Here is a 21,621-nt window from a genome sequence, read left to right on the forward strand (position 1 = left end):
CGGGGCACACGGTAGTTCCCGCTCGGTTCCGGCCTAACCGTGTCGGCTGCCGCCCGCGCTTCTGATCGGCACGTCGGCAGGGGGAGCGCCATCCGCCGACCGTTCGGCATGACGGGCCTCAACCAAGGCGGCCAGGGTCCGACCATCGTCGCCGAGCAGCGCAGCCTCGGCGTCCTCAACGAACGCGAGGTCGGCCTCGACGTGTCGGCTGGCCGCCGAGAGCAGCAGACCCACCACCGGATCATCCGCCTGGCGGCGCAGCCCGTCGAGGTTACGCAACTCGCGAAGCAGGTGGCCGCGCTGATTGCCGAGCACGGTGCGTACCACGTCGGGTGAGCCGGACCGGGCGGCGGCGGTGACCTTGAGGAAGAAGTCGTCCCGGAATCCGCCGCTGCGCGGGCTCGGCGCGGACAGCCAGGCGTCGAGTTCCTGCTGGCCAGCCGGGGTGATCTCGTAGACCACCCGGTCTGGTTTCACCGGCTGCGACTGTCGTTCGGCAACCACCAGTCCGTCTCGGGACAGTCGGTCGAGAATCTGGTAGAGGTGCCCGATGTTCAGCGGCCCCCACTGTGGACCGACCGCCGCCTCGAACGACCCCTTGAGCTCATAGCCATAGCTTGGCCCGCTGGCGAGCAGTGCCAGGACCGCGTGCTGGATCGCCATGTCGTCTCCTGTCCGAGGTCTTGCATTGTGACAATGTATCGCGCACAGTGTGAGTCAGCACACGGGGAGGCGCGACATGTTCGGCTTCATCTGGCAACAACTTCGCGGCCGTGCTGGCCGGTCGGTGGCGCTGCTGGCAGGCGTGCTGGTGGCGACCACCGGCTTCGTCGTACTGACCGGCACCACCACCGCGTCCCGACTCGAAGTGACCGGTGCCGTCGAACGGAACACCCGGGCGGCGTACGACATCCTGGTCCGTCCGAAAGGGGCCCGCACCCCGCTGGAGGCCGAACGCCGACTGGTCCAGCCCAACTATCTCTCCGGCCTCTTCGGCGGCATAACCACGCAACAGTACGACCAGGTGAAGGCGCTCGGTGGCGTGGACGTCGCCGCACCGATCGCGATGTTGGGCTACACCACCTACGGCATGCCGATCCCCCTCGACCTGACCGACGCGGTCGACCGGTCACTGGACCGCCAGGTGATCCGGATCGACTCGAAGTTCCTGGCCGAACGAGGGCTCTCCACCGCCACCACGACAAAGCCCAACTATGTCTACGTCACCAGGAATCCGCTGATCTACCCGATCCTCGACGAACTCTTCACCAGCGGCAGGAAACAGCTTCGCTACAGCGACGGCCAGTTGTACCCGGAGTCGGAGGTGTGCGGACCACCGATTCGGGAGGTGCTGCCGGACGGTGGCACCGCGACGATCTGCGAGCCGATACGGTCCCTCTCCGGAGCGGGAAGGATCTCCAACACCTCCGAACGGGAGTTCTGGTCGCTCACCATGGCACGGCTGCTGCCGGATGGTCGCTTCGAGCAGGGCGGCCCACGTGGACCGGCGGAGGCACCGCCGACGCCGACAGATCGGCTGACGATACCGCTACGGATGAGCGTGCCGCTGCTGCTGGCCGCCGTCGACCCAGGCGCCGAGGAGCGGCTGGTCGGACTGGCCAGCGCCGTCACTGACGGGCGCCCCCTCACGGTCGACGACGTCCCCCAGGACTTCAAGGTGTCCAATACGGTGAACCGGGCGTTCCCGGTGCTGGCCACCAGCCGTCCGTACGTCGACGGCGCACTGCACGCCAACTACACCCGGCTGCCGACGGCGCAAGTGGCCGGGCTGGATCCGCTCAAACTGGATAAGACGTTGGGCAGGGCCACCGGCGTTCCGGCCGGCGCGAGCCAGAGTGACCTGGCCGCGAGCTACCGGACCGAGGTCAGCAACACGCTGAAGAACGACAGTGGCGTGCCCGGTGGCTTGAACGAACTGGTCCAGGCCGGCCCGACAGGATACGACGTACTGCCCGACGGCACACTCCGGGCCCGCGCCTTCCCGCCAACGGCAGTGTTCACCGACGTACGGCAGATTGGCAGCTCACTGCCCCGGCCCTGGCTCGCCGACGACCTCAACTTCCGGCCGCTGACCGACCTGTCACTGGCCAAGGTATCCATGACCACGCCATACCGGCACATAGAACCGGTGGGGATGTTCGATCCGGAGAAGCTCACCGGATTCAGCGACCTCTCCCGGGTGCCGCTGGAGACGTACGAGCCGCCGACGGCCCAGGGTGCCGACGCACCCAGTCGGACCGCGCTCGGCGACCAGCCGCTGGCGCCGAGCGGCAACCCGGGCGGATACCTCTCGCCACCGCCGCTGCTGCTCACCACCCTCGCCTCGGTCCCGAAGCTCCTGGAGGGCGGTGGAAGTCCACAACTCAAGGCCCCGATCAGCGCCATCCGGGTACGGGTATCCGACGTGGCCGGATATACCGAGCGCTCGGCCGAGCGGGTGCGCCTGATCGCCGAGCGGATCGCCACCACCACCGGCCTGGACGTCGACATCACCCTCGGCTCCTCGCCCGCACCGCAGACCGTCGAACTCGCCGCCGGCAAGTTCGGCCGACCACAGCTACGGCTGACCGAGAACTGGTCTGCGCTGGGCGTCGCCTCGACCATCATCCGGTCGGTCGATCGCAAAAGCGTGGTGTTGTTCCTGCTGGTGCTGGTGGTCTGTGCGTTGTTCCTGGCCAACGCCGTCTCCGCCGCGGTCCGGGACCGCCGGTCCGAACTGGCGATCCTCGCCTGCCTCGGCTGGCCGGCGCGCCGGATCGGGGCGCTGATCCTCGGCGAGGTGGCGACCCTCGGCCTGGCCGCCGGGGTGCTCTCCCTCGCTCTGGCGATCCCGGTCTCCGCCGCGCTCGGCATCGGCATCGGCTGGCAGCGCGCGGCGCTCGCCGTACCGGTGGCGTTGTTGCTGGCCCTGACGGCGGGCACGGTCCCGGCGGTACGGGCCAGCCGTGCGCACCCGGCGGCCGCCCTGCGCCCTGCCGTCGCCCCACCCCGGCGCAGCCGGCGGCCCCGCACCGTACTCGGGCTGGCCCTGGTCAACCTGACCCGCACCCCCGGCCGCACCCTGCTCGGGGCGAGCGCGCTCGGCATCGGGATCGCCGCGCTGACCCTGGTGACCGCCGCCGCGTACGCCTTCCGGGGCGCCATCGTCGGCAGTCTGCTCGGTGACGTGGTCTCGCTGAGCGTGCGCGGTGCGGACACTGTCGCCGCCGTCGCCACCGTACTGCTCGGTGCCGCCGCCGTGGCCGACGTGCTCTATCTGAATATCCGGGACCGGGCCGCCGAGTTGGCCACCCTACAGGCCGTCGGCTGGACCAATGCTGCCCTGAGCCGCCTGGTCACCTACGAGGGACTCGCCCTCGGAATGCTCGGCGCGGTCACCGGGGCCGCGGTCGGACTGGCCGGCGCGGCCTGGCTGGTCGGCGACCTTCCCGGCGTCCTGGTTCTGGTGGCAGTCGGCACAGCACTCACCGGGGTCCTGCTCACCGGCTTGGCCGCCCTCGTCCCGGCCGCTCTGTTACGCCGGCTACCCACCGCACGACTACTGGCAGAGGAGTGACGATGACGTCCCATACGGGGGCCAGCGTCCGGGTCGCCGGTCTGGTCAAGAAGTTCCGCTCCGGTACTGACCAGATCACCGCCGTCGACGAAGTGACCCTGGAGATCGAAGCCGGTTCGGTGGTGGCGGTCACCGGCCGGAGTGGATCGGGAAAATCGACTCTGCTACATCTGGTGGGCGCGATCGAGCAGGCCGACGGCGGCACGATCACGGTGGGCGGCACGGAGATAACGTCGCTGCGCCGGGGCTGTCTGGCCAGCTACCGGCGGGGCATCGGTTTCGTCTTCCAGCGCTACCACCTGCTGCCGGCGCTGACCGTACTGGACAATGTCGTCGCGCCGGTGCTGCCCTATCGAAACCGGACCAACCCCGTCGTACGGGCCCGGGAACTGCTCGACGAGGTGGGACTCGCCGGACGGGAACGAGCCCTGCCCGCACAGCTCTCCGGCGGACAGCAACAGCGGGTGGCGATAGCTCGGGCGCTGATGGGCACACCCCGGCTGCTACTCGCCGACGAGCCCACCGGCAACCTCGACTCCACCACCAGCGGCCAGATCCTCGACCTGCTGCTCCGGCTACGCGACGAGCATGGGATGACCATTCTGCTCGCCACCCATGAGCAGCACATCGCGGCCCGCTGCGATCGGCTCATCCGACTCGGCGACGGCAAGATCGTCGACGATCTCGACCTGACCGGGGGTGAGGATCCGGCGGTGACGCTGGACCGCGCCTCGCGACTACGACTCTGACTTCCCGCCCGGCCCCTTCTTGGACCGCTTCGCCTGCTTGGGCTGGTCGGCCTTGGGCTGGTCGGTCTTGAGTTGGTCGGCCTGCGCCCGGTCGGCAGTGGGCTGCTTCGCCTGGCCGGCCTGGTCGACGGCGGCGTCACCGGCGTCGTCACCGGCCAGGGCGCTACGCAACCGCTCCTTCTCGACCTTGCGCCGGTCGGCCGCGTCGGCCATCTCCTGGGCCATCTCGTCACGCCAGCCGCGCAGCAGGAAGAACGACAACGCGGCGGAGAAGGCCAAGGCCAGGATCAGCTTCAGGAAGAGGTTGATCTCCACCGGCAGGAGTGCCAGCACGATCACCACGAACAGGCCAATCCGGCCCAGCGTGTACTTCGCCGCGGCACCCATCGCTCTTTCCTTCCGATCAGCCGATCCGGCGGCTCAGCCACCGGACGCCCACGAACCAGACCAACGCGTACGACAGCGAGAAGACCGCCGCCGCGAGCGCACCGGAAGCCAGCGACGGCAGGGCGCCGACCAACCCGGCGACGAGCAGCCCGGCGGCGATGCCGACGATCGCCGCCACCAGGGCCGCCGCGATCCGGGCCGGCCCCCGCTCCCAGACGCGGAACTCCTCGACGAAGAGCCACGCCGGGAGGATCACCGCCAGCCAGCCGTTGGCCCGACCGAACGTGTCCAACCCGAGCAGCACCACGACCCAGTCGAAGAGCACCAGGATCAACACACCGATGACCAGGCCGGCCAGGATGATCCCGAGCAGGTCGGTGAGGTACGTGATGCGTCCGTCGTCGTCCCGCCGGGGAAAGCCGCTGCTCTGCTGCTCGCTCATAACCAGTCGAGGGTACGTGAGCTGGCCCGGACGGCCTCGGCCGCCCATACCGGTGGTGAGTCGGCGGCGGTCAGGCCCAGACCTGCTGCGGCTCGGACCGACGCTCCGCCAGCGACGGCGGGCCGTCGTATTCACGTACCACGTTGTAACGGGTGTCCCGTTCGACGGGGCGGAAGCCGGCGTCCCAGATCAGGTTCAGCAGGTCCTCGCGGTGCATGGTGTTCGGGGTGCCGTACGAGTCAGCGTCATGGGTGATCTTGTATTCGACGACCGAGCCGTCCAGGTCGTCCACGCCGAAGTTGAGCGACGTCTGGGCCAACGACAGACCGTGCATCACCCAGAAGCACTTGACGTGCGGAATGTTGTCGAGCATCAGCCGGGAGACGGCGAACGTCTTCAACGACTCGGCCGGCGAGGCCATCGTGGTCCGCTCCTGGATCCGGTTACGGATCTTGCCGTCCGCCGAGTCGACGAAGTCGTGCTGGTAGCGCAGCGGGATGAAGACCGTGAAGCCGCCGGTCTCGTCCTGCAACTCGCGCAGCCGCAGCACGTGGTCCACCCGGTGCCGGGGCTCCTCGATGTGGCCGTAGAGCATGGTCGAGGGCGTCCGCAGGCCCTTCGAGTGGGCCAGCTTGTGGATCCGCGACCAGTCCTCCCAGTGGCAGGCGTGGTCGACGATGTGCTGGCGTACCTCCCAGTCGAAGATCTCCGCGCCGCCGCCGGTCAGCGACTCCAGCCCGGCGTCGATCAGCTCGTCGAGGATCTCGTCGGCGGACAGGCCGCTGATCTTCTCGAACCACTGCACCTCGGTCGCGGTGAACGCCTTCAGGTTGACGTTCGGCAGTGCCGCCTTCAGCTCGCGCAGCACCTTCGGGTAGTAGCGCCAGGGCAGGGTCGGGTGCAGGCCGTTGACGATGTGCAACTCGGTGAGCTGCTCGTCCTGCATCTCCTTGGCCTTGCGGACGGCCTCCTCGATCCGCATGGTGTACGCGTCCTTCTCGCCCGGCTTGCGCTGGAAGGAGCAGTACGCGCAGGAGGCACTGCACACGTTGGTCAGGTTGAGGTGCCGGTTGACGTTGAACATCACCCGGTCGCCGTTCATCTCCGTACGGCGGTGGTGGGCCAGTCGCCCCAGCCACGCCAGGTCGTCACTGGCGTAGAGGTCCTCGCCGTCCTGGCGGCTCAGCCGCTCCCCGGCGTATACCTTCTCTTCCAGCTCACGCTTGCGTCCGGCGTCCATGCCAACCCGTCCCTTCCACCAGCGGTCCACGACCGAGCGTACGTGGCATCGGTGACCGACCGGACGCCCGGCCGCCGGGCAGCGACGTACTTCACCAGATTCTCAGTGTCTCGTTACCCGATAGGCAATCGACAACGGCGAAGCATTGCGGTAAGACGAACTAGGACACGAGACACACTCGGTGTCAGACCACCCCCGCCGCGCCAGCCGCGCGGCTCTTCCATCGCCGGACGGGGAGCAGGATGGCCAAGAGCAGCAGGCGCAGGCGGCAGGCCCGATCGAGCGAGACGATTTCTCCGGTTCTCCGACCTATGGCCTGGTCCATCGTGCTCGGCGCGGCGGTGGCCTTCGCCTTCGCCGCACCGGTGTACGCCGAGCCAGCGCTGCCCAACACCGTCCCCGACAGCGGCGCCCGCCCGCTGCCCATGGGCGGTCCGGTCCAACTCCCTGGTGCCCCGATCGGCGGCTCCACGCCCGGGACCGGGCTGACCCTGGGCAGTGGCCCCCTCGCCACGCAGATCTACCTCCAGCAAACCCAGGTCGCCACCCTGGGTGAAAATCTGCTCACTCTGCGCCAGTCTCGCGACAACGCCCGCGTGGGGCTCGCCACCGCCGAGCACGAGCTGCGGATGGCGAACGAGACCCTGGCCAAGGCGCAGGTGGTCGCCGATGCCGCAGCCGCCGAGGCGCTGAAGAAGGCCGCCGCCCTGCCACCCGGCACGGTCGATCGCGACCTACACGGGCTCGGCGCGCTCAACCGGTTGCAGAAGGGGCAGCACAGCATCGGCGACACCAGCGCGCCGGTACGAGAGCTGGGCCGGGCCCGGGACGCCCAGCAGGCCGCCAGTCAGAAGGTCATGGCGGCACAGGCCACAGTCACGGACGCCGACCAGGAGTTCACCAAGAACGAGGCCGAATACCAGAGGTTGGAGGCTGCGCTCCGCAAGCTCCGGCAGGACAACCTCGTGCAGATCGAGGCGCTGGAGCGGGAGCAGGAGGCCGCCGAGCAGCGAATCGGCGAGCAATACCTGAAGGACACCGACGTCAACGGCATGCGCGCCAACCCCCGCGCGCTGGCCGCCGTCAGCTATGCGCTCGCCCAGCTCGGCGACCCCTACCTGTGGGGTGCGGAGGGACCCAACCGGTTCGACTGCTCCGGGCTGATGTGGGCGGCCTACCGATCGCCGAAGGCCAACTACCGGGCTCTGCCCCGAGTGGCCAAGGACCAGTACTACGCCACCCGCAACCGGCCGGTCGCCCGGCACAACCTACTCCCAGGTGACCTGCTGTTCTTCGCCTCGACGAGCAGCTGGACCAGCGTCCACCACGTCGGCATGTACATCGGTGACGGCAAGATGGTGCACGCCCCCACCGCTGGCGACGTGGTGAAGCGGTCGGTCGTCCCCTGGTCGCGTCTCTATGCCGCAACCCGGGTGATCGACGCCGTACCGGCACCGACCAGTCCGTCCCCCACCCCGACGAAGCCCCCCACCACCGGCCCATCCCCGACGCCCACCAAGCCGCCGACCAGCCCGTCGCCGACCCCCACCAACAGCCCGTCGAACCCTCCCACGACACCACCGACGACCCCGCCGGCCACGACGTCGCCTTCGACCACCCCATCGGCTGAACCGACCGCCAGCCCGGAGCCGACCGGCGGTTCGGCTGGGCCGACCCCGACCGGCGGCTCGGCCGGTCCGGAGTCGAGCGGCAGCTGACGCGCCAAGTACCGACTCCGGCTGTGCGCTCGGGCGCGAGTATGGCACCGTGAGTCCGAAGTACTACCGGACCGACGTCGGGGGTCCGGGCGCGAGCCTGGGCGCGGGAGGCAGCAATGGACGAAAGACAGGGTTCACCGTACGAATCGACCCCCGCCCCGCCGCCCGGTCCAGTGCCCGAGAGCGCTGCGGAACTGAGCGAGGAGTCAGCCGAACTGACCCCGTTGCCGCCACCGCCACCGGTCGGTACCACGCTGCCTGACGATCCCGAGGCGGACCAGCCCGAGGCGTACGAGCCGCCGCCCGCCCCACCGGCCGGGGCACTGTGGCCGGCTCGCCCCGAGTCGCCGGCCACACACCAGGAAACCTCTGCGCCGGCACAGGCAAGCGCCACCACGGAGGCCACACCGACCGGAGCCTCCGCGGCCGAGGCGGCAGCCGTACGGGGACGGGCCAGTGTGGCGGTACGCGCTTCGTCCAGCACCAAGGACGTCGAGCAGGTACGCGCCGAGGTGACCCCTGGTACGACGTACCGAGCCGGTGATCTCGGCGCTGCCGCCGTTTCGATGCCGGCTGACGAGGCGGCAAAGTCGCCACAAGAGTCGCCAGCCCCGGCCCCGGCCCCGGTACCAGCCCTAGCGTCAGTGTCGGTGCCTGCCTCAGCCTCAGCCTCGGTGTCTGCCTCAGCTTCGGTGCCGGTCTTGGCCACCGCCTCCGTGCCAGCCACCGCCACCGCCGCCTCCGCAGCCACTGCCTCCGCAGCCAGTAGCTCGGTGCCCACGTACACGTTGCCGGAGGCTTTCCCGCCGGCCGGTTCTCCTGGCCTCGCCCCGAGCGCCGCTGCCCCGCTCGTGATACCCGCCCAGCGCAGCGCCCCCCCGGCCGAATCCATCCCGGCTCGGGCAGCCGTGTCCATGCCGAAGTTGCCGCCCGTTACCGCGTACCAGGACGGCACCGCCGCGCCCGCCGCGGCTGGCAGCGCCAAGGTCTACCGGGCTGGTACGGCCAGCCCGGTGCAGCTTCCTGCGCCGACCCAGCAGCCGAATCCGGTCGAGCCGCCTGACCCGGTCAGGCCCCCGGACCCGGTCAAGCCCCCGGACCCAGCCCAGCCGCCAACCCCGGAACCGCCCAGCCCGCCCGGTCCCGGACCGACTCCCGCACCATTCCCGGCACCACCGAAGCCGGTGCCGCCCAGTCCGTCACCGCCCAGTCCGTCACCGCCGGGGCCGCCACCACCAGGACCGACGCCACCGGGTCCTACGCCACCGCCACCCGCACCAGCGCCAACCCCGCCGCCGACGCCCACGCCGCCCACCCCGCCACCGGCACCGCCGTACCCACCGGCACCGCCAGCCCCGGCACCGCCCGGCCCGATGCCGGTGCCGCCCTTCCCGCCACCGCCGGCAATGGCCGCACCATCGGCAATGGCCGCACCATCGGCAATAACCGCACCGCTGGCAATGGCCGCACCGTCGGTGGCCGCTGTCCCATCGGCGACTGCTGCCCCGTCGGTCGCGGGTCCGGCCGGCTACACCTTGCCGCCGATCACCACGCCCGGCGGTAGCCTCCCGGCTGGCCGGACATCCTCAGCAGCGCCGCCTTCGTCGGTGCCACCTTCGCCAGCTCCGTCGGCTATCCCGCCGTCGTCCAGCCCGTCGTCGTCCAGCCCGTCGTCGCCAGTCCCGTCCTCATCGACGATCCCACTGCCGCCGATGCCGTACCCCCAGGCCTCCGCGCCGCGGAACGACACTCCGGTGGTGCCCCGTCAAGCAACACCGGGGCGGGTGTACGGAAGTCCGGACGGCCCCGGTCCCGCCGAGATGACGATGGCCCTCCCCTTCCGGGATCCGTCGGAGACCTCAGGCTCGCTGACCGGTCACATCCTGGCGCAAGGATGGGCCGACACACCGGACTCGGTGGGCAGCAACGCCAAGGTGATGATCATGCTGCTGGTGGGCCTCGGTGTCGTCGTCATAATCGGCTTGGTTCTCGCCATCACGGCTGGCGACGCCATCAGCAGCGTCTTCAACGGAATCTTGGGCAGCTGAGGGTAGCCACGGCTGTTGCGCACGACACTGTCAAGGGTGAGCCTGCCCACTGGGAGTGTCGTGCGCGTGGCGACTGCGCCGGACACCCGTACACTGGCGGTAATCACTAACCTGGCGTGCCCACCACACGCCCTTGGGCGATCTTGCGGGCGAATCACCGGCGGAGTTGCGTGCCGTGGCGGCCATCGCGAAGATGCGCCCCACTTGAGAGGTTTTTCTTGACGCCCTTCGCTGATCCCAGCACGTTCCCGTCCGTCCTCGACACCCCGGCCGACGCTACCGAGTCGACCACCACCCCCGCTGCGACCCCCGACGTCGCGACCCCCGATGTCGCGGCCCCCGACTTCACCTCCCTCGGCCTGCCCAAGGAACTCGTCCGGGCGCTCAACCGAGAAGGCATCACCACCCCGTTCCCGATCCAGCAGGCCACCGTGCCCGATGCGCTGGCCGGGCGGGACGTACTCGGCCGTGGCCAGACCGGCTCCGGCAAGACCCTGGCCTTCGGGCTGCCCGTACTCGCTCGGATGGCCGCAGGCGAACGCGCCCGGTCGCTGCACCCTCGGGCCCTCGTCCTGGTGCCGACGCGGGAACTCGCCATGCAGGTCAACGACGCCCTCATGCCGCTGGGCAAGTCGGTCGGCGTGTTCCTCAAGACGGCGGTCGGCGGCGTGCCGTACGACCGGCAGATCGACTCGCTGCGTCGCGGTGTCGAGATCATCGTGGCCACCCCGGGTCGGCTCGGTGACCTGATCTCGCGGGGCGTGTGTCACCTCGACGACATCGAGGTCACCGTCCTGGACGAGGCCGACCAGATGGCCGACATGGGCTTCCTGCCCGACGTCACCGAATTGCTGGCCAAGACCCCGGCAAACGCGCAGCGGCTGCTCTTCTCGGCAACCCTCGACGGCGACGTGGACACGCTGGTCAAGCGGTTCATGACCGATCCGGTCACCCACTCGACCGCCCCGCCGACCGCTGCGGTGTCCACCATGGACCACCACCTGCTGCTGATCCCGCCGCACGACAAGTTCGCGGTGGCCGCGTCCATCGCCGCCCGGCAGGGCCGCACCATGATGTTCGCCCGCACCCAGATGGGCGTCGACCGGCTGGTCGAACAGTTCGCGGCGGTCGGCGTACGCGCCGGCGCGTTGCACGGCGGCAAGACCCAGCGGGTACGCACCCGTACCCTCGCCGAGTTCAAAGAGGGTCGGATGAACGTCCTGGTCGCCACGGACGTGGCCGCCCGGGGCATTCACGTCGACGGGGTGTCCCTCGTGGTGCACGTCGACCCGCCGAAGGACCCGAAGGACTACCTGCACCGCGCGGGTCGTACCGCCCGGGCTGGGGAGTCCGGCGCGGTAGCCACCCTGGTTCTGCCCAAGCAGCGCCGTACGACGCTGGCGATGCTGGAGAAGGCCGGTGTCGAGCCGGCGCAGACCCGGGTCCGGTCTGGTGACGCCGCCCTGACCGAGCTGACCGGGGCCCAGGAACCCAGCGGCATCCCGGTGGTCGACGAACCGGCACCGCCGCGCCGTGGGGAGCGCCGGTACGGCGACCGCCCGCGTGGCGAGCGTCGCTTCGGCGACCGGCCCGGCGGTGACCGTCGCTTCGAGGACCGCCCCCGGGGTGAGCGTCGCTTCGGCGACCGGCCGCAGGGGGAACGTCAGTTCGGCGACCGGCCGCAGGGGGAACGCCGCTTCGGCGACCGCCCGCGTGGCGAGCGTCGCTTCGAAGACCGGCCGCAGGGGGAACGCCGCTTCGGTGACCGGCCGCAGGGGGAACGCCAGTCCGGTGACCGGGACCGGGCCGACCGGGGTGAGCGCCGGTTCGGTGACGGAAACTCCGGCGAGCGGCGAGGCAGCCGGTCGGGCGGTGGCTGGCACTCGGGAGATCGCCAGGGCGGGTACCGGCACGAGGGTCGTGCTCAGGGCGGCCACCGGGACGAGCGCCCACGCGATGATCGTTCCTGGGCCGACCGGCCCCGTGACGAGCGGGCCACCACCGGCGATCGGCGATTCTCCGGGCGCCGCCCGACGCGTACCCACTGATTTTTAGCCCACTGATCCCTAGCACCACACGAGCGCCGTTGCCGGCGGAGCGAGAGCGGAATGGTCCGCCGATCTCCGGCAACGGCGCTTCGTCGTACAGATGGCAAACCAGCGAGGCGCACGGAGGGTAACCTCCGCTCATGCCGACCATGCCGAAGTCAGTCTTCTGGTCCCGGATCGACACCGCCGGCAGCGACCAGGCATTGTTCGATGACCGGCGCGGCCTCAGCGCTCGGGGCGTGGGGTTGTCCGTCGAACCACTGCCCTACACCTGCCGGTACGAGGTGATCACCGACGAGACCTGGGGGGCCGCCCGGCTGGAGGTGAGCGTCGAGGGCGCCGGCTGGCTGCGTACGCTCCGGCTGGAGCGAGCCGCCGGCCGGTGGCGGGCAAACACCGCAGAACAGGGCGACCTGGCCGCCGCGCTCCGCGCGATCGGACGCCCGGACGCCGGGCTGCCGGGCACCGAGGACCCCGACCAACTCGGTAACGCGATCGACGTCGACCTTGGCAATGCCCCGCTGTTCAACACCCTGCCGGTACGCCGACTCGGCCTGCTCGACGCCGAGCCGGGTACGTCGTACCGGCTCACCGTCGTCTGGGTGCAGGTGCCGAGCCTGGTGGTGATCCCGGCCGAGCAGGTCTACACAGCCCTCGGATCGGGCCGCGTACGGTTCGCCAGCGAGGGCTTCACCGCAGACCTGCAACTCGATGCCAACGGCTACGTCGAGCACTATCCCGGGCTGGCCGAGCGCCGCGAGCCGCCAGCACGCTAGCCCCCCGCTTTGATGTTAGGAAGGGCCCCTTCCTATACAAAAAGCGATAGGAAGGGGCCCTTCCTAACATCTCAGTATGGCCAGGTGCCGGTGGCCAGGAACCGCTCGACGGTGGCCAGGTGTGGGGCCAGGTCGAGGCTTTGAGCGGCTACCCACCCGTCGGAGTAGTAGGTGTCGGTGTAGCGCTCGCCGCCGTCGCAGAGCAGGGTCACCACCGAGCCGGTCTCCCCGGCGGCCCGCATCTGGGCGATGATGCCGAAGGCACCCCACAGGTTGGTGCCGGTCGAACCCCCCACCCGTCGGCCCAGTACGGCGGAGGCCGCCCGCATGGCGGCCAGGGACGCCGCATCCGGGACCTGGTACATCCGGTCCACCACGGCCGGCTGGAAGGACGGTTCGACCGTGGGCCGGCCAATGCCCTCGATCCGCGAGCCCTGGCCGGTCGACATGGACCAGTCGCCGTCCCGCCAGGCCGGATAGAAGGCCGAGTTCTCCGGGTCGACCACGCACAGCTTCGTCGGCAGCCGCTGGTAACGGGCGTACCGGCCGATGGTGGCGCTGGTGCCGCCGGTACCCGCGCCGACCACGATCCAGGACGGGATGGGGTGCCGTTCGAGCGCCATCTGCGTGTAGATCGACTCGGCGATGTTGTTGTTGCCCCGCCAGTCGGTGGCCCGCTCGGCGTAGGTGAACTGGTCCATGAAGTGCCCACCCCGGTCCTCGGCAAGCCAGCGGGCCTCGATCACGACCTTGGCGGGGTCGTCGACCAGGTGGCACTGGCCGCCCTGGAACTCGATCAGGGCGATCTTCTCCCCGGATGTGGAGGCGGGCATGACGGCGATGAACGGGAGCCCGAGCATCCGGGCGAAGTACGCCTCGGATACCGCTGTGGACCCGGACGACGCCTCCACGATCGTGGTTCGGGGGCCGATCCAGCCGTTGCAGAGGCCGTACAGGAACAGGGACCGGGCCAGGCGGTGCTTGAGGGAGCCGGTCGGGTGCACCGACTCGTCCTTGAGGTAGAGGTCGACTCCCCAGTCGCGGGGCAGGGGGAAGGGCAGCAGGTGGGTGTCGGCCGACCGGTTGGCGTCCGCCTCCACCTGGGCGATCGCATCGATCGTCCAGGCGCGGTCAGCATCGTTACACCGGTCCAGAGGTTTCATGTCGCGACCGTAACAAGTTTCCGCGCCGCCACAGCAGCCCGGCCGCTGGCCGGCGACCCGCTTATACCGACCCCGCCAACCCAGCGGAACGCGTCGGGCAACAACCCTGCCGCGCGTACCGGCTCTGGGTCAGGTGGGGGTGATGGGCTGTGGCCGGTTCTCCCACTTGGTGGAAAGCGCGATCGTGGTACGCGTCGACGCCACGCCGGCGGTCCGGTTCAGCCGTACGATCAGCAGTTCCAACTCGGCGATGGTGCCGACCCTGGCCTTGAGTAGGAAGGATTCCACGCCGGCCATGAAGTAGCAGGACTCGATCTCGGGCATGGCTCGGATGGTTTCGAGTACGTCGTCGGTGTCGCCACCGGAGTCCTGGACGATGCCGATCAGGGCGGTCACGCCCAGTCCGACCGCTTCTGGCTCCACGTCGGCCCGATAGCCACGGATCACGCCGCCGGCTTCCAATTTGCCGACCCGCTCGTGTACGGCCGGGGCGGAGAGGCTGACCTGTCGGGCCAGCTCGGCGTAGGAGAGCCGGGCGTTGCCACGCAGCAACTCCACCAGCCTCAGATCGATGGCATCCACGGAGTGTGACCCTAACCGGGCGGGTGAGCCGTCCTGCGGGCGGTAACCTTGATGAGCGACAAAGAGATTAAATAACGCAAATCGTAGCAGCCCAACCTCCCAAAAAGTGCGTTTTCGCGTTTGCCGGACACGCCACTCTCACGATGCTGTAATTGCCATACGTCCCTTACGAGGTCTCTGGCAGCCACCTGTCCGGGGGACGGTTCCTACCTACCAGTCCGGAGGCTTCGGCGACGCGAGGAGGGGGCTGTGGACACTGGAGATCGTCTACTGACACCGGGCGAAGTTGCTGCCCTGTTCCGGGTCGACCCGAAGACCGTGACACGGTGGGCCGCCGCCGGTCGTATCGGCAGTATCCGCACTCCCGGTGGCCACCGTCGGTTCCGCGAGTCAGAGGTACGCGCCCTGCTGGAAGGCGAGGGCATGCTCGACGAGATCGATGAGAGCGCCGTCCAACGTCCTACCGGCACCAGTCCGGCCACCCCGGCCGGTCCCGGTCCGGCCACGCCAGCCGGCCCTGGCTACACGCCCGGTGCCGGCACCGCCAGCCCTGCCGGAATGTACTGATCCCAACCGCAGTACGGCCAGCAATCACGGCCGGGCGCGGACCGCACCAGACTCGCGGGCCGCGCCCAACGCGCCCGACCAGCGACGAAAGAGCGAATGAGGTACGCCGAGCGCGTCGAGCACCTTACCCGCGACGAAGTCGACCAACTGTTGAGCCGAGGCGCTGGCCCCCGCACCGTAGAAGCCGGGGCTGGCGGGCAGGACGACCGCTCCCGCATCGTGCAGAGTGAGCAGGTGTTCCAGGTGGCTGCGGGTCACCGGGGTCTCCCTTGGCACCACCACCACCGGGCGACGTTCCTTCAGGTTGACCTCGGCCGCGCGCTGCAACAGATCCTTGGACAGGCCGATGGCGATACCGGCGCAGGCCGCCGTACTCGCCGGCACGACCGCCATCCCCTTGACCGGATACGATCCGCTGCTCGGCCCGGCGGCCAGATCACCGGCCGGCCAGTACGTCACGTCGGCGTCGCCGAGATCCCGCCCCAGCCAGGCGGTTAGGTCGTCCTTCCAGTGCCCGTCACGGAACATCCCGCCCGTCTCGTCCAGGATCGTCAGCCGGGCCGCCCGGGACACCACCAGATCGACCGCCTCACCCGCGTCGAGCAGCGCATTGATCGTTGCCGCCGCGTACGGCGTACCTGACGCGCCGGAAACCCCGACCACCCACGGCCTTCGCATGCTCCAAGCTTCCCCTGTCCCAGGGGTGATCGCCCAGCCGCCCCTGGGATACTGTCAACTTCCCTTGCAACTCCCCGGTGGAGGCGATCGGCGTGGACCGTGCCGGGCTGATGGCGGTGCGATCGCACTGCCCGATACCGTCGCGCATCTCGCCCCACGCCGCAGCCGTACAGGGCTGGCTCGACGACTGGCTGGGCAGCTTCGACGAGCTGACCGGTAACCCGGACCTCGACCTCCGCCTCGACCGGCTCCGGCGCGCCAACTTCGCACACTATGCGAGCCGCCTCTACCCGGAGGCCACGCCGGCCGATCTTCGTACCATCGCCGCGCTTTTCACCTGGTTCTTCCTGCTCGACGACGCCTGCGACGGTCCGCCCGGGGAGACCGCGCCGGACGTACGGGGGCTGTGCACCGGGGTTCTGCACATGTTGCGGCATGGCCCACGCCGCCAGTACCCGGCGTTCAGCGGGTTACTGCGCCAGATGTTGGTACGGGCGTGGCGGACACCGCGGGAACGGATGGGGCCCGCGTGGCGGTCACGTTTTCTCGACGCGGTCCGGCACCACCTCGACGGAATCCTCGTGGAGGCGGACAACAAGGCGAAGAACCGACGCCCGACCGTGACCGAGTACATCCACCTGCGTCGGGCGACGTCCGCGGCGTACGTGTCGTACACCCTGGTCGAATTCACCACCGGCACCCCGCTACCAGCGACAATCCATCAACATCCGCTGATCATGGAAATCACCGCCACCGGCAACGACCTGCTCTCCTGGTTCAACGACCTGTTGTCGGTGGACCGGGACACGGTCACCTCGGGCGGACACAACCTGGTGCTGGCGGTCGCCCGCGAGAGTCAGGTACCGGTCGAGGTGGCCTCCTCGATGGTGGTCCGTCGATGGCAGCAGACCATGGACCGGTTCACCAAGCTGCAGGCAGCCGTACCCCCCTTCGGCCCGAAGATCGACCGGCCGTTGCGCCACTACCTCGACTCGGTGGCCGGTTCGATCCGCGGCACGATCGACTGGTCGCTGGAGAGTCCCCGGTACGCCAGCCCCGGTACCTGATCCCCCGGTACGCCAGCCCGGCACCTGATCCCGTACGCCGGCCGAACCCCACTCGCTGTCAGCGGCTCCGCTCGGCCAGGGCCTGGACCTGCCCGTGGTGCACATCGCTCACCCATTCCCAGCCGGGCTGGGCCGAGGGGCCGATCCGCGAGTCACCGGGCTCGCGGCCATCCCGCAAGGCCAGCACGTACGCCCGGTCCCGCTCGATCCGCTCGTGCACCTGACCGGCTCCGCCGACCGACCCGTGGCCTGGGATCACAACGTCGACATCGGCCGCCACGCTCTCCAGCAGCCGCAACGCCGCGAGGTAGTCCTCGATCGGGTCGGCGGCACTGTCCAGGTCGAGCATCGGGACCAGGACGTCGGAGAGCATGTCGCCGGCAATGAGAACTCCGCGCTCCTCGACGAGCAGCGCCGCGTGGCCCGGCGCATGTGCCTGATGCTCGGTGATCCGGACTCCGGGGCCGTCCCAGGGAATCCGCGCCGTCCCGGCGGGCAGGGCGGCGATAAGGCCGTACAGGTCCAACGGGACCTGCCCGGCGATTTCCGTCTCGGCCAGGTGTTCGGCGATCTGGGCCTTGGTGTCCGGATCAGACAGCTGTTCCTGGACAGTGGCCGCGCAGCGGGCCGTGCCGTAACGGGGCGCTCCGCCGAGTTGCGTGTGCCAGAGCAGGTGGTCCCAATCCGGATGCGTCGAAAAGCCGGCCACGACGGTCCGGCCCGATGCGGAAAGGTCGTTCGCGAGGCAGGCCAGTTCGTGGTTCTGCAACCCGGGATCGATGAGCAGCACGCCGGCGCGGCCCTGCACGACGATGGTGTTGCTCTGGAGGAATTCGCTTTCGTGAACCAGCACGCCGTCCGCGACCGGCCTCAGCACGAGCTCGCCTCCCGGATGGCGTAGTGATGCATCGTGACGCCCTGCTTGAACGATCGCTGTTCGAGCAGGTCGAGCTCGATCGGTAGGTCCCAGTCATCGAAGAGCGGCCGGCCGAAGCCGAGGATCGCCGGGTGGGTGAAGAGCAGCAGTTCGTCGAGAAGCCCCGCCCGGAGCAACTGCGTGGCGAGCGCCGCGCCGCCCACACCGACGGTGCCATCGGTCTCAGCCCTGAGGGCGGCCAGTTGCTCGATCGCGTCGTCCCCGCCGATGATCCGGGTGCCGTGTTCGGCGCTGTGGCGGGTGCGGGAGACGAGCACCTTGGGCGCGGAGGTCCAGATCTCGCCGTACTCACGCATGAAGTCCGGCAGCGACGCGTCCTCGCGCGCCCGTGGCCAGTACTCCTCCATCGTCTCGTAGATGATCCGGCCCTGGACCATGCCCGCGAGCGCTCGCGCCCGCGCGTTGAACTCCCAGTGCAGTTCCTCGTCGATGCGCAGCCACTCACCGGCGCCGTTATCCCCGGGAACCTGCTCGATCCGCAGGTCGAGGGACACGTTCATCCAGTACAGGAAACGGCCCACACCCCCTCCTCCCCTAGTGGTTGCGATTTGCAATCACTATATTGAGGGCCAAGTGCCTGTCAAGGAGGAGTCGTGGAGCCACGGTCCGGGTGTCCGATCAACGCGGCCGTCGAGGTGCTCGGAGACCGCTGGGCGTTGCTCGTGCTCCGCGACGTCATCTTCGGCGACCGCCGCTATTTCCGGGCGCTGCTCACCGGGTCGATCGAGGGCATCGCCTCGAACATCCTCGCCGACCGCCTCGTGCGACTCGTCGAGGCGGGGATCCTCACCCGCGGCACGGCAGCGCGAGGACAGCGCGCCCGTTACAGCCTCACGGAGGCCGGCATCCAAACCCTTCCGGTCCTCTACGCGCTCGGCAACTGGGGCCTCGACTGGCGCCCGGGCACCGAGGAACTCCAGATCCGGCAGCGGATCATGCGCGACGCGGGCCCGGCGTTCATCGAGGAACTCATGGACGAACTCCGAGTGCGCCACCTCGACACCCCGCCGAAGCCCCACGATGGCCCGGGGCCCCTCGAACGCCTGAACACCGCCTACGCCGCCTACGCCGCCGAGCAGGAACGCCACGACTAACAGGAACGCCACGACTAGGGACTAGGCGAGCACCAAGACGGGAATGGCCAGCGGCACCCGGACTTTGGCAACCAAGGCCGGGCATCGGTCAGCACCACCGTCCCGATCGCTATGCACCCCGGACGGTGCGGCCGCGCCGACACGGTGGGGGGGCACGGAGTGGCCCAGCAGTCAGGCGCGCAAGCCCAGCCGGAACACCAGGTCGAGCAGGGCGAAGACGAACAGCGCGATGCCGACGAACCCGTTGGCGGTGAAGAACGCCCGGTTGACCCGGGACAGGTCGGTCGGACTCACCACCACGTGCTGGTAACCGAAGGCGACCGCGGTCAGCACCAGGCCGATCCACCACGGCCAGCCGTAACCGACCAGCTGACCGAACCAGATGAACAGGGCGAAGGTCACCACGTGCGCCACGGTCGAGGCGTGCAGGGCGAAGCGCAAGCCGTACCGGGCCGGGACACTGTGCACCCCGATCTTCCGGTCGACCTCGACATCCTGACAGGCGTAGATCAGGTCGAAACCGCCGATCCACAGCCCGACCGCCACACCCAGCAGCCAGGCCGGGCCGGAACCGGCGAGCGTGCCGGTGACCGCCAGCCACGCGCCGACCGGACCGACCGCCTGCGCCACCCCCAGGATCGCGTGTGGCCAGTTGGTGAACCGCTTGCCGTACGGGTAGAGCACCAGCGGCACCACCGCCAGCGGGGCGAGCACCAGGCAGAGCGGGTTGAGCAGCGCCGCCGCGCCGAGGAAGACCACCAACGCGACGCCCGCGCCAGTCCAGGCGGTACGGACACTCACCGCCCCGGTGACCAACTCCCGGTTGGCCGTACGCGGATTGCGCGCGTCGATCTCGCGGTCGATGATCCGGTTCGCCGCCATGGCGAAGGTACGCGCACCGACCATCGCGACGGTGATGAGCAGCAGGTCGAGCCAGCGCACCCGCCCACCGTTCACCTGCATCGCGGTCAACGCCGACAGGTAGGCGAACGGCAGCGCGAACACCGAGTGCTCGATGGCGACCAGACGCAGGAACGCCTTCACCCGGCCCGACTGCTGTTCCGGCTCGACCGCGACCATCAGATCCCGTACTCCTTCCAGCGCTTGTCCACCAGGCTGGTGACCTCCGGCGACATCTTCATCTCCTCCGGCCAGCCCCGGGTGTAGCCCTCGGTGGGCAGTTTGCGGGTCGCGTCCACCCCCAGCTTGCCGCCCCAGAACTGCTGGTACGACGCGTGATCCAGGTGGTCGACCGGCCCTTCGGTGACCAGGATGTCCCGGCTGTAGTCGACGTTGCCGAAGGCGCGGAAGGCCACCTCGTTGTAGTCGTGCACGTCGCAGTCCTCGTCGACGATCACGATCAGCTTGGTCAGCGACATCATGTGCGCGCCCCAGATCGCGTTCATCACCTTCTGCGCGTGCTTCGGGTAGCGCTTACGGATCGAGACGATCGCGCAGTTGTGGAAGACCCCGGCCGCCGGCAGGTCGTAGTCGACGATGTCGGGGATCAGGAAGCGCAGCAGCGGCGCGAAGATCCGCTCGGTGGCCTTGCCCAGGCCGTGGTCCTCCTGCGGCGGCTGCGAGGTGACGATCGAGTGGTAGACCGGGTCACGCTGCATGGTCATGCATTCGATGTGCAGCACCGGGAACGGCTCGACCGGGGTGTAGAAGCCGGTGTGGTCGCCGAAGGGTCCCTCCGGCATCCGCTCGCCCGGTTCCAGGTAGCCCTCCAGCACGATCTGCGCGTTCGCCGGCACCTGCAACGGCACGGTCAGGCAGTCGACCAGCTCCACCCGTTCGCCGGCCAGGAACCCAGCGAAAAGGTATTCGTCGATGTCGGCCGGTAGTGGCGCGCTCGCCGCGTAGGTGACCGCCGGGTCGCAGCCGATCGCGATCGCCACCGGCAGGCGCTGGCCGAGCCGTTCGGCGACCGCGTGGTGCGCGGTGGAGTTCTTGTGGATCTGCCAGTGCATCCCGAGGGTGTTGTGCGAGTGCTGCTGCAACCGGTAGAGCCCCAGGTTGCGCTTGCCGGTCTCCGGGTGCTTCGTATGGGTCAGCCCGAAGTTGTGGAAGATCCCGCCGTCACCGGGCCAGACCTGGAGCCCGGGCAGCCGGTTCAGGTCCACCTCGTCGCCCCGGTAGACCACCTGCTGGCAGGGCGCGGTCTTGACCTTCTTCGGCGGCATCGACGTGAGCTGCTTGACCTTGCCAAGGCCGTCCATCATCCCGGAGAGCCCCACCGGCAGCTCCGGCTTGAGCATGTTGCCGATCCGCGCGCCGATCTCGTCCAGCGACTCGACCCCGAGGGCCATCGCCATCCGCTTCTCGGTGCCGAACAGGTTGATCGCCACCGGCATCTCGCCCCGGGTGGGCCGCTCGAAGAGCAATGCTGGCCCGTCCGCCCGGACCGTACGGGTGACGATCTCACTGATCTCCAACGTCGGGTCGACCGGCACGCTGACGCGCCGCAGTTCGCCCGCACGCTCCAGCGCCGCGAGGAAGTCCTTCAGATCGGTGTACGGAAAGCCACGTGCCGCCATGCTGCCAG

Annotated in this window: 22 protein-coding genes and 1 pseudogene; 9 read left to right on the forward strand and 14 right to left on the reverse strand. The window is 69.4% G+C overall.

Annotated features, from left to right (window positions below; translation table 11 throughout):
- Window positions 1-33: 33 nt before the first annotated feature.
- On the reverse strand, window positions 34-663 hold the full coding sequence (locus ACWDV4_RS08100) for a helix-turn-helix transcriptional regulator (protein WP_449975780.1): 630 nt from the start codon (window positions 661-663) through the stop codon (window positions 34-36).
- A 76-nt stretch (window positions 664-739) separates the two neighbouring features.
- Here ACWDV4_RS08100 and ACWDV4_RS08105 point away from each other — a divergent pair, with 76 nt between their 5' ends.
- Both ACWDV4_RS08105 and ACWDV4_RS08110 read left to right on the forward strand, forming a co-directional pair.
- On the forward strand, window positions 740-3,577 hold the full coding sequence (locus ACWDV4_RS08105) for an FtsX-like permease family protein (protein WP_449975782.1): 2,838 nt from the start codon (window positions 740-742) through the stop codon (window positions 3,575-3,577).
- Between the two features lie 2 nt (window positions 3,578-3,579).
- Complete coding sequence (locus ACWDV4_RS08110) at window positions 3,580-4,326, forward strand: ABC transporter ATP-binding protein (protein WP_449975783.1); 747 nt, start codon at window positions 3,580-3,582, stop codon at window positions 4,324-4,326.
- A 108-nt stretch (window positions 4,327-4,434) separates the two neighbouring features.
- On the opposite strand, the pseudogene ACWDV4_RS08115 reads toward ACWDV4_RS08110, so the two are convergent.
- The 3 genes and pseudogenes from ACWDV4_RS08115 to mqnE form a co-directional block, all read right to left on the reverse strand.
- Window positions 4,435-4,713: pseudogene (locus tag ACWDV4_RS08115) on the reverse strand (DUF4229 domain-containing protein); the annotation flags it as partial.
- A 16-nt stretch (window positions 4,714-4,729) separates the two neighbouring features.
- Complete coding sequence (locus ACWDV4_RS08120; RefSeq protein WP_449975785.1) at window positions 4,730-5,155, reverse strand: hypothetical protein; 426 nt, start codon at window positions 5,153-5,155, stop codon at window positions 4,730-4,732.
- Window positions 5,156-5,225: 70 nt separating this feature from the next.
- Window positions 5,226-6,395 (reverse strand): aminofutalosine synthase MqnE, encoded by a 1,170-nt coding sequence (gene mqnE / locus ACWDV4_RS08125; RefSeq protein ID WP_449975786.1) that lies wholly within the window; start codon window positions 6,393-6,395, stop codon window positions 5,226-5,228.
- Between the two features lie 311 nt (window positions 6,396-6,706).
- On the opposite strand from mqnE, the gene ACWDV4_RS08130 reads away from it, so the two are divergent.
- On the forward strand, window positions 6,707-8,113 hold the full coding sequence (locus ACWDV4_RS08130; protein WP_449975788.1) for a C40 family peptidase: 1,407 nt from the start codon (window positions 6,707-6,709) through the stop codon (window positions 8,111-8,113).
- 1,086 nt (window positions 8,114-9,199) lie between these two features.
- On the opposite strand, the gene ACWDV4_RS08135 is transcribed toward ACWDV4_RS08130, so the two are convergent.
- The 3 genes from ACWDV4_RS08135 to ACWDV4_RS08145 form a co-directional block, all read right to left on the reverse strand.
- Entirely contained in the window at window positions 9,200-9,364 is a 165-nt protein-coding gene (locus ACWDV4_RS08135) for a hypothetical protein (protein WP_449975789.1), read from the reverse strand.
- Between the two features lie 6 nt (window positions 9,365-9,370).
- A complete protein-coding gene (locus ACWDV4_RS08140; protein WP_449975790.1) occupies window positions 9,371-9,550 on the reverse strand; it encodes a hypothetical protein in 180 nt (59 codons plus the stop codon).
- A 91-nt stretch (window positions 9,551-9,641) separates the two neighbouring features.
- Window positions 9,642-9,863, reverse strand: a complete 222-nt coding sequence (locus ACWDV4_RS08145) for a hypothetical protein (RefSeq protein WP_449975791.1) — start codon at window positions 9,861-9,863, stop codon at window positions 9,642-9,644.
- Window positions 9,864-9,870: 7 nt separating this feature from the next.
- On the opposite strand from ACWDV4_RS08145, the gene ACWDV4_RS08150 reads away from it, so the two are divergent.
- The 3 genes from ACWDV4_RS08150 to ACWDV4_RS08160 all read left to right on the forward strand — a co-directional run bounded on the left by ACWDV4_RS08150 (window position 9,871) and on the right by ACWDV4_RS08160 (window position 12,985).
- Window positions 9,871-10,161, forward strand: coding sequence for a hypothetical protein (locus ACWDV4_RS08150; RefSeq protein ID WP_449975792.1), 291 nt, complete (start codon window positions 9,871-9,873; stop codon window positions 10,159-10,161).
- Window positions 10,162-10,379: 218 nt separating this feature from the next.
- A complete protein-coding gene (locus ACWDV4_RS08155; protein WP_449975794.1) occupies window positions 10,380-12,209 on the forward strand; it encodes a DEAD/DEAH box helicase in 1,830 nt (609 codons plus the stop codon).
- Between the two features lie 140 nt (window positions 12,210-12,349).
- On the forward strand, window positions 12,350-12,985 hold the full coding sequence (locus tag ACWDV4_RS08160) for a putative glycolipid-binding domain-containing protein (protein ID WP_449975795.1): 636 nt from the start codon (window positions 12,350-12,352) through the stop codon (window positions 12,983-12,985).
- Between the two features lie 71 nt (window positions 12,986-13,056).
- On the opposite strand, the gene ACWDV4_RS08165 is transcribed toward ACWDV4_RS08160, so the two are convergent.
- Window positions 13,057-14,148: a PLP-dependent cysteine synthase family protein gene (locus ACWDV4_RS08165; protein WP_449975797.1), complete on the reverse strand. Its 1,092-nt coding sequence runs from the start codon at window positions 14,146-14,148 to the stop codon at window positions 13,057-13,059.
- 129 nt (window positions 14,149-14,277) lie between these two features.
- On the reverse strand, window positions 14,278-14,730 hold the full coding sequence (locus tag ACWDV4_RS08170) for an Lrp/AsnC family transcriptional regulator (protein WP_449975799.1): 453 nt from the start codon (window positions 14,728-14,730) through the stop codon (window positions 14,278-14,280).
- 249 nt (window positions 14,731-14,979) lie between these two features.
- Between ACWDV4_RS08170 and ACWDV4_RS08175 the strand changes: the two genes are divergently transcribed.
- A complete protein-coding gene (locus ACWDV4_RS08175; protein WP_449975801.1) occupies window positions 14,980-15,297 on the forward strand; it encodes a BldC family transcriptional regulator in 318 nt (105 codons plus the stop codon).
- Window positions 15,298-15,321: 24 nt separating this feature from the next.
- On the opposite strand, the gene ACWDV4_RS08180 is transcribed toward ACWDV4_RS08175, so the two are convergent.
- Window positions 15,322-15,975, reverse strand: coding sequence for a UbiX family flavin prenyltransferase (locus tag ACWDV4_RS08180; RefSeq protein ID WP_449975802.1), 654 nt, complete (start codon window positions 15,973-15,975; stop codon window positions 15,322-15,324).
- Window positions 15,976-16,067: 92 nt separating this feature from the next.
- On the opposite strand from ACWDV4_RS08180, the gene ACWDV4_RS08185 reads away from it, so the two are divergent.
- Window positions 16,068-17,042: a terpene synthase family protein gene (locus ACWDV4_RS08185; RefSeq protein ID WP_449975804.1), complete on the forward strand. Its 975-nt coding sequence runs from the start codon at window positions 16,068-16,070 to the stop codon at window positions 17,040-17,042.
- Window positions 17,043-17,100: 58 nt separating this feature from the next.
- Here the strand turns inward: ACWDV4_RS08185 and ACWDV4_RS08190 are convergent, their stop codons facing one another.
- Both ACWDV4_RS08190 and ACWDV4_RS08195 read right to left on the reverse strand, forming a co-directional pair.
- Window positions 17,101-17,919 (reverse strand): MBL fold metallo-hydrolase, encoded by an 819-nt coding sequence (locus ACWDV4_RS08190; RefSeq protein WP_449975806.1) that lies wholly within the window; start codon window positions 17,917-17,919, stop codon window positions 17,101-17,103.
- Window positions 17,913-18,500, reverse strand: coding sequence for a dihydrofolate reductase family protein (locus ACWDV4_RS08195; protein WP_449975807.1), 588 nt, complete (start codon window positions 18,498-18,500; stop codon window positions 17,913-17,915). The genes ACWDV4_RS08190 and ACWDV4_RS08195 overlap by 7 nt, the downstream gene beginning before the upstream one ends.
- Window positions 18,501-18,572: 72 nt before the next feature.
- On the opposite strand from ACWDV4_RS08195, the gene ACWDV4_RS08200 reads away from it, so the two are divergent.
- Window positions 18,573-19,073, forward strand: coding sequence for a winged helix-turn-helix transcriptional regulator (locus tag ACWDV4_RS08200; protein WP_449975808.1), 501 nt, complete (start codon window positions 18,573-18,575; stop codon window positions 19,071-19,073).
- A gap of 171 nt (window positions 19,074-19,244) precedes the next feature.
- On the opposite strand, the gene mqnP is transcribed toward ACWDV4_RS08200, so the two are convergent.
- Together mqnP and ACWDV4_RS08210 are read right to left on the reverse strand one after the other, a co-directional pair.
- Window positions 19,245-20,153 (reverse strand): menaquinone biosynthesis prenyltransferase MqnP, encoded by a 909-nt coding sequence (mqnP, locus tag ACWDV4_RS08205; protein WP_449975809.1) that lies wholly within the window; start codon window positions 20,151-20,153, stop codon window positions 19,245-19,247.
- Window positions 20,153-21,613 (reverse strand): menaquinone biosynthesis decarboxylase, encoded by a 1,461-nt coding sequence (locus ACWDV4_RS08210; protein WP_449975811.1) that lies wholly within the window; start codon window positions 21,611-21,613, stop codon window positions 20,153-20,155. Before ACWDV4_RS08210 ends, mqnP begins: the two co-directional genes overlap by 1 nt.
- Window positions 21,614-21,621: the final 8 nt, after the last annotated feature.

The sequence above is a fragment of the Micromonospora sp. NPDC003197 genome, from assembly GCF_053590565.1.

What these genes read in the sequence shown, in the direction of transcription:
- ACWDV4_RS08100 (WP_449975780.1), bottom strand. Translation starts at nt 663, where the DNA reads ATGGCGATCCAGCACGCGGTCCTGGCACTGCTCGCCAGCGGGCCAAGC.
- ACWDV4_RS08105 (WP_449975782.1), top strand. Translation starts at nt 740, where the DNA reads ATGTTCGGCTTCATCTGGCAACAACTTCGCGGCCGTGCTGGCCGGTCG.
- ACWDV4_RS08110 (WP_449975783.1), top strand. Translation starts at nt 3,580, where the DNA reads ATGACGTCCCATACGGGGGCCAGCGTCCGGGTCGCCGGTCTGGTCAAG.
- ACWDV4_RS08120 (WP_449975785.1), bottom strand. Translation starts at nt 5,155, where the DNA reads ATGAGCGAGCAGCAGAGCAGCGGCTTTCCCCGGCGGGACGACGACGGA.
- mqnE (WP_449975786.1), bottom strand. Translation starts at nt 6,395, where the DNA reads ATGGACGCCGGACGCAAGCGTGAGCTGGAAGAGAAGGTATACGCCGGG.
- ACWDV4_RS08130 (WP_449975788.1), top strand. Translation starts at nt 6,707, where the DNA reads ATGGCCTGGTCCATCGTGCTCGGCGCGGCGGTGGCCTTCGCCTTCGCC.
- ACWDV4_RS08140 (WP_449975790.1), bottom strand. Translation starts at nt 9,550, where the DNA reads ATGGTGCGGCCATTGCCGATGGTGCGGCCATTGCCGGCGGTGGCGGGA.
- ACWDV4_RS08160 (WP_449975795.1), top strand. Translation starts at nt 12,350, where the DNA reads ATGCCGACCATGCCGAAGTCAGTCTTCTGGTCCCGGATCGACACCGCC.
- ACWDV4_RS08165 (WP_449975797.1), bottom strand. Translation starts at nt 14,148, where the DNA reads ATGAAACCTCTGGACCGGTGTAACGATGCTGACCGCGCCTGGACGATC.
- ACWDV4_RS08180 (WP_449975802.1), bottom strand. Translation starts at nt 15,975, where the DNA reads ATGCGAAGGCCGTGGGTGGTCGGGGTTTCCGGCGCGTCAGGTACGCCG.
- mqnP (WP_449975809.1), bottom strand. Translation starts at nt 20,153, where the DNA reads ATGGTCGCGGTCGAGCCGGAACAGCAGTCGGGCCGGGTGAAGGCGTTC.
- ACWDV4_RS08210 (WP_449975811.1), bottom strand. Translation starts at nt 21,613, where the DNA reads ATGGCGGCACGTGGCTTTCCGTACACCGATCTGAAGGACTTCCTCGCG.